The 12,465-nt window shown below is 56.6% G+C and carries 12 protein-coding genes; 5 read left to right on the top strand and 7 right to left on the bottom strand.

Annotated elements, in window-relative coordinates:
- Nucleotide 1: 1 nt before the first annotated feature.
- Nucleotides 2-841 (bottom strand): AraC family transcriptional regulator, encoded by an 840-nt coding sequence (locus WFN75_RS16740; RefSeq protein ID WP_212476617.1) that lies wholly within the window; start codon nt 839-841, stop codon nt 2-4.
- A 166-nt stretch (nt 842-1,007) separates the two neighbouring features.
- On the opposite strand from WFN75_RS16740, the gene WFN75_RS16735 reads away from it, so the two are divergent.
- From WFN75_RS16735 to WFN75_RS16725, 3 genes are read left to right on the top strand one after another with little or no spacing between them, the layout of a single operon-like run.
- On the top strand, nt 1,008-2,825 hold the full coding sequence (locus WFN75_RS16735) for a DUF2264 domain-containing protein (RefSeq protein ID WP_336996532.1): 1,818 nt from the start codon (nt 1,008-1,010) through the stop codon (nt 2,823-2,825).
- A 31-nt stretch (nt 2,826-2,856) separates the two neighbouring features.
- Nucleotides 2,857-4,110: an oligosaccharide MFS transporter gene (locus WFN75_RS16730; protein WP_040073997.1), complete on the top strand. Its 1,254-nt coding sequence runs from the start codon at nt 2,857-2,859 to the stop codon at nt 4,108-4,110.
- Between the two features lie 27 nt (nt 4,111-4,137).
- Nucleotides 4,138-5,325 (top strand): glycoside hydrolase family 88 protein, encoded by a 1,188-nt coding sequence (locus tag WFN75_RS16725; protein WP_212476614.1) that lies wholly within the window; start codon nt 4,138-4,140, stop codon nt 5,323-5,325.
- Between the two features lie 12 nt (nt 5,326-5,337).
- Here the strand turns inward: WFN75_RS16725 and WFN75_RS16720 are convergent, their stop codons facing one another.
- The 6 genes from WFN75_RS16720 to qseB all read right to left on the bottom strand — a co-directional run bounded on the left by WFN75_RS16720 (nt 5,338) and on the right by qseB (nt 9,482).
- Nucleotides 5,338-5,865, bottom strand: a complete 528-nt coding sequence (locus WFN75_RS16720; RefSeq protein WP_207292412.1) for a hypothetical protein — start codon at nt 5,863-5,865, stop codon at nt 5,338-5,340.
- 39 nt (nt 5,866-5,904) lie between these two features.
- Nucleotides 5,905-6,345, bottom strand: a complete 441-nt coding sequence (gene lysM, locus WFN75_RS16715) for a peptidoglycan-binding protein LysM (RefSeq protein ID WP_040074000.1) — start codon at nt 6,343-6,345, stop codon at nt 5,905-5,907.
- Nucleotides 6,346-6,445: 100 nt separating this feature from the next.
- Nucleotides 6,446-6,760 (bottom strand): putative quinol monooxygenase, encoded by a 315-nt coding sequence (locus WFN75_RS16710; RefSeq protein WP_040074001.1) that lies wholly within the window; start codon nt 6,758-6,760, stop codon nt 6,446-6,448.
- 29 nt (nt 6,761-6,789) lie between these two features.
- On the bottom strand, nt 6,790-7,371 hold the full coding sequence (locus tag WFN75_RS16705; protein WP_040074002.1) for an NAD(P)H-dependent oxidoreductase: 582 nt from the start codon (nt 7,369-7,371) through the stop codon (nt 6,790-6,792).
- Nucleotides 7,372-7,476: 105 nt separating this feature from the next.
- Nucleotides 7,477-8,826 carry a quorum sensing histidine kinase QseC gene (gene qseC / locus WFN75_RS16700; protein WP_336996531.1) on the bottom strand — a complete coding sequence of 450 codons (1,350 nt, stop codon included), beginning with the start codon at nt 8,824-8,826 and terminating at the stop codon, nt 7,477-7,479.
- Nucleotides 8,823-9,482 (bottom strand): quorum sensing response regulator transcription factor QseB, encoded by a 660-nt coding sequence (gene qseB, locus WFN75_RS16695; protein ID WP_336996530.1) that lies wholly within the window; start codon nt 9,480-9,482, stop codon nt 8,823-8,825. The genes qseC and qseB overlap by 4 nt, the downstream gene beginning before the upstream one ends.
- 138 nt (nt 9,483-9,620) lie before the next feature.
- On the opposite strand from qseB, the gene WFN75_RS16690 reads away from it, so the two are divergent.
- On the top strand, nt 9,621-10,028 hold the full coding sequence (locus tag WFN75_RS16690; RefSeq protein ID WP_040074005.1) for a YgiW/YdeI family stress tolerance OB fold protein: 408 nt from the start codon (nt 9,621-9,623) through the stop codon (nt 10,026-10,028).
- Between the two features lie 119 nt (nt 10,029-10,147).
- Entirely contained in the window at nt 10,148-12,406 is a 2,259-nt protein-coding gene (gene parC / locus WFN75_RS16685; RefSeq protein WP_336996529.1) for a DNA topoisomerase IV subunit A, read from the top strand.
- The last annotated feature ends 59 nt before the right edge of the window (nt 12,407-12,465 follow it).

The raw sequence follows: 12,465 nt of genomic DNA, 5'->3' as shown, positions 1-12,465 counted from the left end.
ATTAGTCGCTGGCGTGGTTTTTACGATACTGCAGCGGCGTCTCCCCAATCCCCTTGCGAAAGGCGCTGATAAACCAGGTCACGTCTGAAAACCCCACCTGCGCGGCGATATCGCGCACGCTCTCTTCGCTGTGCAGCAGATATTCGCACGCCTTACGCAGCCGCAGGGTGTTCAGATAGTCGTGAATTTTCTCCCCCGTTTCGGCGTGAAATTTTCGTGACACATAGCTGCGAGACTTTCCCAGCGCCTGCGCCAGCGTATCCAGCCTGAATTTCTCACGATAGTGCTCATCCAGCCAGAACATCACCTGGCTGGCAATCCCGTGGCTGCTGCCGCGCTCGCCGTCTATCTCCTGAGGCAGCATAGCGAAGAGGCTAATCAGCAGGCTGGCGATACGCTCTGCATTAAGCGGGGGCTGGTAACAGCTAAACAGATGATCGAGATGGCTATGGCAGTGGGCCATATCCACGACCCACGCCGGTCCGCCACGGCGTGAGAGTTGCTGCAGGCGCTGCCGGGTCTGAGGGAAATCCCGCAGTGCCTTTAGTACCGCGTGGTGATCGAGATGAATAATGGTGCGGCGATAGCTGGCCTCGGCCTGCTCATCCACCATCACCTTGTGCAGCGTAAAGGGGGGAAAGAAAAAGAGCCGCCCGGGGCGCATGGTGTAATGTCGGTTATCAACAATCGCCACGCCAAACCCCTCTTCAACGTAGAGGATCTCCAGACACTGGTGCCAGTGGTGGTAGCGCACGGTGTTGGCAAAGAGTCGACTGAACGACACCAGGGTATCGTTTAAGGTAATAAGCTCAAGAAATTCAGATTGTGGCGTTTCGCGCATAGTGCAATAAAACTCAATTTTTACCCCTCTCTACGTCGTTATAAACCACCTTTTTAAATTTTCTCAACGGGGAGTTCATTCATCTCTCACTCCTGTGACCGGGCTAACATTTCTGCGCCCGACGGATTCACTATGCTTTGCCGCAGTTGATTACGAGGGCAAGCGTATGTGGGCGGTAGAGCAAGAAAAATCAAATCCGTTGTCTTCCCGTCAGGATCTGGTCACGGCCCTGAATGGGATGCTGAGCGCGCTGGATAAACAGTTTCCGGCCGGGCGTTCGCGCTTTTCGCTGGGGGAGACCAGCGCGCACTACGCAACAGACATTGCCGAAATGGAGGGGCTTTCCCGCGTGCTGTGGGGGCTGTTTCCATTGATGGCAGGAGGGGACACCACCCCCTTTAGCGACAAATATATCAACGCTATCCGCATCGGCACCGATCCGACGCACCCGGACTACTGGGGAGAAACCGCCCCTTACGATCAGCGGCTGGTAGAGATGGCGGCCTACGGTCTGGGGCTTACGTTATTGCAGGAGAAGCTCACCGACCTGTTTAGCGAGCGCGAGGTCATGAACCTGCACGCCTGGTTAAACCAGATCACCGACGCGGAGATGCCCGACAGCAACTGGAACTATTTCGCCGTTATGGTTCAGCTCGGTTTTAAACGCGCCGGGCTACCGTACGATCAGTCCGCCATCGATCGCCGTTTTGCGATGATGGATGCCTACTACCTCGGCGACGGCTGGTACTCCGACGGTGCTGGCCGTCCGAAAGATTATTACATCTCAATGGCGTTCCACTTTTACGGTCTTATCTACGCCACACTCAGCGGTGATGAGGAGCGGGCCGCCGTGCTGCGCGAGCGTTCCCGCCTCTTCGCGGACGATTTCATCTTTATGTCTGCCGCCGATGGCGCGTCGATTCCGTTCGGCCGCAGCCTGACCTACCGCTTCGCGATGGTCGCCTTCTGGAGCGCAGTGGCATTCTCCGGGCTGGAGGTGTTCACCCCCGGCATCGTAAAGGGGATCATCCTGCGCCATCTGCGCTGGTGGCAACAGCAGCCGATTACCGATCGCGACGGGATCCTGACGCTCGGGTTTGCTTACCCCAACCTGGCGATGTGCGAAGACTACAATTCCCCCGGCTCGCCTTACTGGGCGCTGAAAACGATGCTGATTCTGGCATTGCCTGAAGCGCACCCGTTCTGGCAGGCGGAAGAGCAACCGCTGCCGCCGCTGGCTGAAAAGCGCGTGCTCCCGAAGGCCCAGCAGATCCTCATTCACGCGCGACAGTCGCAGCATGTCACCCTGCTCACCGCCGGGCAGCTGGAGCTGAATAATTACGTTAATACCGAGGCGAAATACACCAAATTTGCCTACTCCAGCCGCTTTGGCTTCACCATCGAGCGTGGGCGCTATGGTCTTAAGCATGCGGCCAGCGACTCCATGCTGCTGCTGGCCGACGGCGATAACTACTACCGCGGCCGCCGCGACTGCGAGGAGGTCCGCGTTGATGAGAACTTCATCTTTTCACGCTGGTCGCCGTGGCATGACGTGCATGTCGATACCTGGCTGATCCCGTTTGGCGAATGGCACCTTCGTCTGCATCGCATTAACAGCGCACGGACATTGCAAACGGCGGAAGGGGGCTTTGCGGTACGCAAAACCGAGCCGCAGGCCGACGAGCGCGGGGTGAGCCTGGTGGCAGATAACGGCATGAGCCGGATCGTCGATCTCTCACCGGTCATCCATCGCCGTGCGGAAAGTATTGTCACTCCGCCAAACAGCAGCGTCATGTTCCCGGAATGTGCCGCTATCCCGCTCCTTACCGGCGAGATTGCTCACGGTGAGAGCTGGCTCTGCTGCGCCGTGTTTGCCAGCGGAGCGCCTGTCAACCACGGGGAACCCCCGCGGCTGGAAATCAATAACCGGCAGGCCGTAATCAGCCAGCCCGGAAGCGAACGTCAGCTGTCGTTCATTTTATAAAGCCCTGCACCTGAATGTCGGCGAGGATGGTATGAATAACAGAATTGAATATTACAAAATCAGTAGTTTTATTTTTCTCTATTTCTTTACCTGGTCCGCAAGTATTGGCTTGCTGGCTATCTGGCTCGGACAAAAGGCGAATTTGAGCGGTTCGGTCATCGGCACGGTATTTGCGGTGAACGGCATCTTCTCCGTCATTTTGAAACCTATCTATGGCTATATTCTCGATAAGATCGGCATGAGCAAATATCTGCTCTATTTTGTGGTGGCGATGTCTGCGCTGATGGCCCCGTTCTTTATTTACGTTTATCAGCCGCTGTTAATGTCCAACACCCTGTTGGGGATTATTATCGGGGCACTCTATTTAAGCTTTGCCTGGTATGCGGGCGTGGCGGCGTGTGAATCCTATTCCGACCGCTTTAGCCGCCTGAACGGCATGGAGTTTGGCCAGATCCGCATGTGGGGATCGCTCGGCTGGGCGGTGGCCTCGTCATTCTCGGGCCTGCTGTTTAACCTCTCTCCGGCATATAACTTTATTATGGGCAGCGTGGCCTCTGTGATCATGCTGATTGTCCTGCTTAAACTGAAAGTGAACACTAACTCCGTTCATGCTGGCGACGTGCTGACCAAAGAGAAAATTGCCCCGGCGGATGTCTATGCGCTGCTGCGCAACCGCAAGTTCTGGGCCTTCTGTCTTTACGTGGCGGGCGTAGCCTGGATGATGTTTATCGCCGAGCAGCAGTTCTCGCGTTATTTCGTCACCTTCTTCGATGATATTCACCAGGGCAACGCGGTATTTGGTTATCTGGGCACCGTACAGTCAGGGATGGAATTTGTCATGTATATGGTGATCCCGCTGTTTGTGAACTTTATTGGCGCAAAACGGGGATTATTAATTGTCGGGCTGGTGGTCGGGGCACGCCTGATTATTTCCGGCATCTGCGACTCACATCTATTAATTTCTGTTCTCAAGCCGCTCTATGGCCTGGAAATCTGTCTGCTGCTGGTGTCGGTCTTTAAATATATCGCCGAGCATTTCGATAAACGCGTCAATGCCACCATGTATTTGTTGGGGTATCAGGCGATGTTGTACGTCGGGAATGTGGTGGTCTCTTCGCCGGCTGGCTATATGTACGACCGCATTGGCTTCGAACAGACCTACATCATCATGGGTGCCACGGCGCTGACCTTTACGCTGATTTCTGCCTTTACGTTATCCGCCTGCCAAAGCAAATGGCGCAGTGCGCAGCCGCTTAACGTCGCAGAACAGCATTCAACTCGCTAATTTACGCCGTCAAAGAAGGAACCAAATATGTTAAATCAGATTGCCCTTGAGCGCCTGACCGGGATTGCCGAGCCTGTAGACGAGAGGGCATTCAGCGATGAATTACGCTCAGCCCGCAGCCATGTTCTGGAACTGATTGGCCGTCATTTAGAAACCTTTGGCGAGCAGTTTCCGGCAGAAACCTGCCAGGAGGGCTATTACCCGCTGACCGACAACGTGGAGTGGACCACCAGCTTCTGGACCGGGCAGCTTTGGCTGGCGTGGGAGATGAGCGGTGAAGAGAAATACCGCGCCATGGCCGAGAAACACGTCCGTTCGTTTGGTCTGCGTATCGCCGGGCGCAATGATACCAATACCCACGATCTCGGTTTTCTCTATACGCTCTCCTGCGTCGCGGCCTGGCGGTTGACGGGAAACCGCGAAGCGCGTGGCTTCTCGCTGCTGGCGGCAGAGGCGCTGCTGGAGCGTTTCCATGACAAGGCGAAGATCATACAGGCGTGGGGCGATCTGACCGATCCGGATCAGGCCGGACGGATGATCATCGACTGCAATATGAACCTGCCGCTCCTCTACTGGGCGACGGAACAGACCGGCGATCCGCGCTTTGCCGATGCCGCTAAAGCCCACGTCATGCAGGCGGCGACCTGGTTGATCCGTGAAGATGCCTCGACCTTCCATACCTACTATATGGACGTTAACACCGGCGCGGCGCGTTATGGCAATACTCAGCAGGGTTACGCCGACGATTCGTGCTGGTCGCGCGGCCAGGCATGGGGGATTTACGGCTTCCTGCTGAGCTATATCTATACCGGCGACGCGACGATGATTGACCTGTCAAAACGGCTGGCAAACTATTTTCTTAATCGGCTTCCGGAAGACTACGTCTGCCACTGGGATCTGGCGCTGGTCGGGACCGACGCGCTACGTGACTCCTCCTCGGCGGCTATCGCGGTATGCGGCCTGCTGGAGCTGGTGAAACATCTGCCAGCCACCGATCCGGACCGGGAGCGTTATCTGGCCTGGGCAAAAGGGATCATGTCGTCACTGACGAAGCACTACCTGATGGGCAAAGAGGAGAAGGGGACGGGCCTGCTGAAGCACTCTGTCTATCACCTGGCAAGCAATAAAGGGGTGGATGAGTGTGCAAGCTGGGGGGATTACTTCTATGTAGAGGCGCTGGTGCGCTTTACGCAGAGCTGGAAGCTGTACTGGTAACAGGCTGGGGTGTTACCACCCCAGTACCTCTTTAATGACGCGCCGATAGGGCGTATCGATCTGAGACGGCACGCGGCGCATGTAATCCTTTGCATGGCTGCGGGTCTCGCCGCTGAGGCTATCCAGATAAGCGATAGCCTCGTCCGCGGTTGGCACCCGGCCTTCCAGCGACGCGCTGCGGGGCGGTAGTCCGGTCCAGATAACCGCCTCGATGTCTCGCTGTGCGGCCCAGGTCGATAGCTCGCCCACATGGCGACCCGCTATCAGCAGCGAACCAATGCCATCGCAGCGCTCCTCCGGTATCCCTTCACGTGCGCGCAAAGCCTGGCAGGCGAGACTCAACTGGTCTGTATCCAGCCATGCCCAGAGTACCGGTACAGCAGGCGCATTCATGCAGATGGCGGTCGCCAGTTCGCCGCCATCGCTCACCCGGCAAAACTCGACGGGCAGGGAAGGCCCGTCGGTTTGCCACTCTCCGGCGACAGGTAACGCGCCGCTTTTCCAGATTAACGAACCCCAACCCAGACACGCAATTTTCATCCTGTTCCTCTGTGCGACGTGAACCGATAGCCTCAGACGTTATGCTTTAGGAATACGCAGCGTCTGACCCGGGTAGATTTTGTCGGGGCTGGAGAGCATCGGGCGGTTAGCCTCGAAGATTTTGTTGTACTGATTGGCATCGCCGTACACGGTTTTGGAGATGGCGCTCAGGGTATCGCCCGATTTTACCGTGTAGTAGGTGGCTTCATCTTTGGTATCGGAAGCGGTGATGTTGTTTTCCACTTCGCTAACGCCCGCAATGTTACCTACCGCAACCTGAATCTTCTCTTTCTGCTCCTGGGTGAGGCCATCACCGGTCACGCTGGCTTTACCGTCGGTGACGTTGACCTGAACCTTCTCGGCGCCAGGTATGTTGAGTTTTTTGAGATGTTCGGTGACTTTTTCGCCCTGGTTTTTATGGTCCGTCAAATTGTCCCAGAGTTTTTCACCTGCTTCTTTAACGAAGTTAAAAATGCCCATACTACCCCTCCTGTTAGATATGAAGACAGAATAAGCATAGCAGGCAAAGGGAAAGTTAATCAGTCTTCACCGATGAGGGCGAAGACTGATTAGGATGACATCAAGCCGCAGGCTCGAGGATGCGAATGTGCGTTTCCAGCACATCACCTTTAACGGCATCGCTCCAGGCTTTCATGTGCGGCGTCTGCAGGTGGGCTTCAAGATGGGCCACGGTTTCCCACTGTTCTACCATGATAATGGAGTCTGGCGCGGTGGCCTGGAAGCTGGCGCTGGTAGCAGCATCCACCATCGGCGCATAGCCGTGGCAGCCCTCTTCTTGCAAAACGGTGGGGATAATTTTTGCAAACTGATCCAACACCGCCTGGCGGTGGTGTTGACCAGGGCGGGTGCGGATTTCAGCAATAATGGTAAGCATGATATTTTCTCCTGATAACAGGCTTCCAGTTAAGCAAAAATTTCCGCCAGATGCTTGCGATATTCTGCGATATAACGCGGCACGTCAGGCATTTTAATGACATCGTTAACGATAAAGGTTGGCAGGCTTTCCATTCCGAGGAACTGGTTGGCTTTGTGGAAAGGCAGATAGGCACCGTCTACGCCTACTCCTTCAAAGAACTGATCCGGGTCGGTGAAGGCATCCAGCGGGGCATTCCAGGTCAGGGAAAGCATATACTTTTTGCCCTGAATCAGGCCGCCTGATCCATATTTTTTAGACGCATCTGAACGGGTACGGCCATCGCTGGCATACAGGGAGCCATGACCTTCGGTGAAGACGTCATCCATATACTTTTTCACAGTCCATGGCGCGCCCATCCACCAGCCCGGCATCTGCCAGATAACGACATCGGCCCAGAGAAAGTTCTGCACTTCCGTTTTCACATCATAGTCGCCGTCTGCGCGGACGACTTTAACATCATGCCCGGCGTCGCGCAGAAAACCATCCGCGACCTCGGTCAGGGTGTCGTTCAGTTGGCCTTTTGAGTGCGCGAACTCTTTCGCGCCATTGATAATCAGTACGTTGCTCATTATTTGTCCTCGGTGGTGAGAGTATGCCGAGTATTCTACGCGCGAGGACGGAGCGGAAAAATAAGCAAAATGTGCATAGTCTTTTGCGTTATACGCAATAATCGCTTACCAGCTAACCTGGACTTCAACGCCAGCGTCGGCTGCATTTCTCAGCGAGACGTGCATTCCGTGCAGGGTGGCGATGCGTTTCACAATCGATAAGCCCAGTCCGCTGCCGGTGGCATCCTGTCCCGGCGGACGATAAAAGCGTTCACCGATCCGCGCCAGCGCGTCGGGTGAGATACCGGGGCCGTTGTCACGCACGATGAAGCTGCGGCTATCCAGCGTCACGTCCACGACGCTACCGCGCGGGCTGTAACGTATGGCGTTATCCAGCAGATTACGCACCAGCAGGCTGAGGAGCAGTTGTTGCCCCGTGCGTTTCACCTCTGGTGCATTGATATGCAGACGTAGATCAATGCCCGCCTGCTGCGCCGGATGATAGCTCTCCATCACCGCCGACTGGAGTAAATCAGCCAGTAAGAGGGGTTCTACTCCGTCCAGGTTATCCAGCGAATCCAGGCGCGACAGCGTGAGGAGTTGATCGACCAGCCGGGAGGCGCGGTCGATACCGGCATGCAGCTGCGCCAGCGCTTTTTCCTGGGCCTGCGGGTCATCAAGAGAGAGCTGCGCCACGTCGGTTTGTACCTTCAGGGCGGCCAGCGGACTGCGTAGCTCATGGGCGGCATCTGAGGTAAAGCGACGCTCGCGGCTCATCATCGCCTGGGTGCGGGCAAACAGTTGATTCAGCGCGTCGAGAAGAGGCCGTACTTCCGTGGGGACCCCCTCCGTCGGCAGCTTGTCGGTGGCATCGGGTGAACGTGTACGCAGTGTCTGCGCCAGCTTTTTCAGCGGCTTCAGCTCGCGGCTTAACAGAAGGATAAGCAATAGCAGCATCACGGGCAGGGCCACCAGCCACGGCGTGAGCTGAGAAGTCACCACCTCCATCGCCATCTCCTCGCGATACTCCCACTCCTGACCCACCACGATACGGTATTTTCCATCCGGGGAGGTCAGCCACAGAAAGCGCCACGCATCGTTGTCATCTTCGAGGTGTCCGTTGGTAAAGCCATCCCGCCGCCAGCGATACGGGATCTCCTGCCCGTTTTCCCCATCGTGTAGTACCCGCTTCCCCTCAGGGGTAAAGATGGCGAACGCCAGGGCGTCGTCATCCAGATGACCATGCCGGGCTTTTTCCGGCACGTCGCGCAGGCGTGCAGAGGCGTTTAGCTCATCGAGATCCATCGTCAACAGGCGTTTAGCAAATAACATCTGCTGGGTATCGAACAGCTTATCAAGCTTGTCAGTGGTCTGCTGCCAGGCCACCACGCTTGCTGCCAGCCAGGCCGCCAGGGCCAGTATCAGAAAGAGAAAGGTGAGCCGCAGCTTCAGGCTCAGGCGTTGGGTCAGTTTCATGCGTCACCCAGGGTATAACCGATGCCATGCACGGTGCGGATAAACTCGCTACCGAGCTTGCGGCGTAAATGGTGAATATGTACTTTAATGGCATTGCTCGACACGTCGTCGTCCCAGGTGTAGAGCTTCTCTTCGATCTGTTTACGTGGTAACACGCGCCCGGCATTGCGCAGCAGAAGCTCCAGCAGGGCAAACTCTTTCGGCTTCAGCACCAGCGGAGCGCCCTCCAGCGTCGCAACCAGCCTGGCCGGATCCAGCGCCACCTTGCCGTGCTGAAGCAGGCTCTGGCTCTGACCATGGCTGCGGCGCACCAGCGCCTCCAGACGGGCCGCGACTTCGATAAGGGCAAAGGGCTTACAAAGATAATCATCGGCCCCCAGACGTAACCCCTCCACGCGCTGTTCAAGCGCATCGCGGGCGGTGAGGATCAGCACCGGCTCGCTGCGCCTCTGGTCGCGCCAGGCGCGCAGGATCGCCAGCCCATCCATCCCTGGCAGAGTCAGGTCTAAAACCACCGCGTCGTAAGGGGCGCTGAGAAGCGCCGCCTGCCCGGTGTGGCCGTCGGTGAACCAGTCGACGCTAAAGCCCATTTTGGTGAGGCCCGCTTTGATGCCATCCCCGATAAGCTTGCCATCTTCTACCAGTAAAATGCGCATATTCCCTCCTTGATGCCGTCAGTAAACCCTCTGCTTCAGCCTGCTGTACAGTAAAAATAAATAAATTTTCCCCTTAAGAAGTTGTTAAGGTTTACCCTGTTTAATGGATTGCGAAACGACATTAAAGGGAGAGTTAAGATGAAAAAATATGCTGCAATTGCTGCCATCATGATGATGACCACGGCCCCGGTCTTTGCTGCCCAGGGGGGCTTTAACGGCCCGACAGCCGCACCGGCTCAGACGCAAACCGAGACCCAGAAGGGCGGTTTTGTCGATAACGACGCCAATCTGACCACGGCGGCAAAAGTGAAAGATCTGAAAGACGACAGCTGGGTGAAGCTGCGCGGAAATATCACTCAGCGCCTCTCTGACGACCGTTACACCTTCCGCGATGAGAGCGGCACGGTAGACGTCGAGATCGACCACAAACGCTGGAACGGCGTGACGGTGACCCCGCAGGATAAAGTGGAAATTCAGGGTAAAGTCGATAAAGAGTGGAACGAGTTTGAAATTGACGTGAAGCAGGTCATCAAACTGAACAAATAACCCTAAAAAGGACCGCTTAGCCGGTCCTTTTTCTTTGTGACTCAACACGCCAGATAGGGTAGTATCTGCGGCAATATTGCCTGAAGCCAACAGGTTTCTGAGTTGAGGAATCACAATTAATGAGCGATATGGCAGAGCGCCTCGCGCTACATGAATTTACCGAAAACGCCTACCTGAACTACTCCATGTACGTCATCATGGACAGGGCGTTACCCTTTATTGGCGATGGCCTGAAGCCGGTTCAGCGTCGCATCGTCTATGCGATGTCCGAGCTGGGGCTGAGCGCCAGCGCCAAGTTCAAAAAATCCGCCCGTACCGTTGGTGACGTGCTGGGTAAATACCATCCGCACGGCGACAGCGCCTGCTATGAGGCGATGGTACTGATGGCCCAGCCGTTCTCTTACCGCTATCCGCTGGTCGATGGCCAGGGGAACTGGGGTGCGCCGGACGACCCGAAATCCTTTGCGGCGATGCGTTATACCGAATCGCGCCTGTCGAAATATGCGGAAGTGCTGCTGGGCGAGCTCGGCCAGGGTACCGTTGACTGGGTACCTAACTTCGACGGTACGATGCAGGAGCCCAAAATGCTGCCTGCGCGTCTGCCAAATATCCTGCTGAACGGCACCACCGGTATCGCCGTGGGCATGGCGACGGACATTCCGCCGCACAACCTGCGCGAGGTGGCGAAAGCCGCCATTACCCTGATTGAACAGCCTAAAACCTCGCTGGACGATCTGCTGGATATCGTGCAAGGGCCAGACTACCCGACCGAAGCCGAGATCATTACCTCCCGCGCGGAGATCCGCAAAATCTACCAGAGCGGCCGTGGCTCTGTCCGTATGCGTGCGGTATGGAGCAAAGAGGACGGCGCCGTGGTGATCACCGCGCTGCCGCATCAGGTCTCTGGCGCGAAAGTGCTGGAGCAGATCGCCGCCCAGATGCGCAATAAAAAGCTGCCGATGGTTGACGACCTGCGCGATGAGTCGGACCACGAGAACCCAACTCGTCTGGTGATTGTGCCGCGCTCTAACCGCGTGGACATGGAACAGGTGATGAACCACCTCTTCGCCACCACCGATCTGGAAAAAAGCTACCGCATTAACCTGAACATGATCGGCCTGGACGGGCGCCCGGCGGTGAAAAACCTGCTGGAGATCCTCACCGAATGGCTGGCGTTCCGCCGCGATACGGTGCGTCGCCGTCTGAATCACCGTCTGGAAAAAGTCCTTCGACGCCTGCATATCCTCGAAGGTTTGCTGGTGGCGTTCCTCAATATCGATGAAGTCATTGAGATCATCCGTACCGAGGATGAGCCGAAGCCAGCGCTGATGTCGCGCTTTGGCATCAGTGAAACCCAGGCCGAAGCGATCCTGGAACTGAAACTGCGCCATCTCGCCAAACTGGAAGAGATGAAGATCCGCGGTGAGCAGAACGAACTGGAAAAAGAGCGCGATCAGCTGCAGGCGATCCTGGCCTCCGAGCGCAAGATGAACACCCTGCTGAAGAAAGAGTTGCAGGCCGATGCCGATGCCTTTGGCGACGATCGTCGCTCTCCGCTCCATGAGCGCGAAGAGGCGAAGGCGATGAACGAGCACGACATGCTGCCGTCCGAGCCGGTGACCATTGTGCTTTCCCAGAGCGGCTGGGTGCGTAGCGCCAAAGGTCACGATATCGACGCGCCGGGCCTGAGCTATAAAGCGGGCGATAGCTACAAAGCGGCGGTGAAAGGGAAGAGCAACCAGCCGGTCGCCTTTATCGACACCACCGGTCGCAGCTATGCCATTGACCCGATTACGCTGCCATCGGCACGCGGACAGGGTGAGCCTCTCACCGGTAAGCTGACGCTGCCGCCGGGGGCAACCGTTGAGCATATGCTGATGGAGGCCGAAGAGCAGAAACTGCTGATGGCTTCTGACGCGGGCTACGGCTTTATCTGTACCTTTAATGACCTGATCTCACGCAACCGTGCCGGTAAAGCGCTGATCAGCCTGCCGGACAACGCCCATGTGATGCCGCCGCTGATCGTTGAGAACGAAAGCGACATGCTGCTGGCGATCAGCCAGGCCGGCCGTATGCTGATGTTCCCGGTCAGCGACCTGCCAGAGCTGTCGAAAGGCAAGGGCAACAAGATCATCAACATCCCTTCCGCTGAAGCTGCCAAAGGCGAAGATGGCCTGGCGCATCTGATGATTTTGCCGCCGCAGAGCACGCTGACCATTCACGTCGGCAAGCGTAAAATCAAGCTGCGTCCGGAAGAGCTGCAGAAGGTGATGGGCGAGCGTGGACGTCGCGGTTCGCTGATGCGCGGCCTGCAGCGTATCGACCGCATTGAGGTTGACGCGCCTAAGGCGTCGCGCGCAGGCGATAGCGAAGAATAACGCCATTTTCCCCCTCCGTTCTGGAGGGGGATCTCGCTAAAATTTCCTGTAAAGCCGTT

This window comes from Leclercia sp. UBA7405 (assembly GCF_037152215.1).
Lineage (GTDB): Bacteria > Pseudomonadota > Gammaproteobacteria > Enterobacterales > Enterobacteriaceae > Enterobacter > Enterobacter pneumoniae.
The sequence above is the reverse complement of the archived record's forward strand: the minus strand, read 5'-3'. Positions and strand labels throughout refer to the sequence as shown.

Coding starts and splice junctions, on each gene's coding strand:
- WFN75_RS16725 (WP_212476614.1), top strand. CDS start 4,138: ATGTTAAATCAGATTGCCCTTGAGCGCCTGACCGGGATTGCCGAGCCT.
- lysM (WP_040074000.1), bottom strand. CDS start 6,345: ATGGGCATTTTTAACTTCGTTAAAGAAGCAGGTGAAAAACTCTGGGAC.
- WFN75_RS16720 (WP_207292412.1), bottom strand. CDS start 5,865: ATGAAAATTGCGTGTCTGGGTTGGGGTTCGTTAATCTGGAAAAGCGGC.
- WFN75_RS16730 (WP_040073997.1), top strand. CDS start 2,857: ATGAATAACAGAATTGAATATTACAAAATCAGTAGTTTTATTTTTCTC.
- WFN75_RS16740 (WP_212476617.1), bottom strand. CDS start 841: ATGCGCGAAACGCCACAATCTGAATTTCTTGAGCTTATTACCTTAAAC.
- qseC (WP_336996531.1), bottom strand. CDS start 8,826: ATGAAACTGACCCAACGCCTGAGCCTGAAGCTGCGGCTCACCTTTCTC.
- qseB (WP_336996530.1), bottom strand. CDS start 9,482: ATGCGCATTTTACTGGTAGAAGATGGCAAGCTTATCGGGGATGGCATC.
- WFN75_RS16710 (WP_040074001.1), bottom strand. CDS start 6,760: ATGCTTACCATTATTGCTGAAATCCGCACCCGCCCTGGTCAACACCAC.
- WFN75_RS16735 (WP_336996532.1), top strand. CDS start 1,008: ATGTGGGCGGTAGAGCAAGAAAAATCAAATCCGTTGTCTTCCCGTCAG.
- WFN75_RS16690 (WP_040074005.1), top strand. CDS start 9,621: ATGAAAAAATATGCTGCAATTGCTGCCATCATGATGATGACCACGGCC.
- parC (WP_336996529.1), top strand. CDS start 10,148: ATGAGCGATATGGCAGAGCGCCTCGCGCTACATGAATTTACCGAAAAC.
- WFN75_RS16705 (WP_040074002.1), bottom strand. CDS start 7,371: ATGAGCAACGTACTGATTATCAATGGCGCGAAAGAGTTCGCGCACTCA.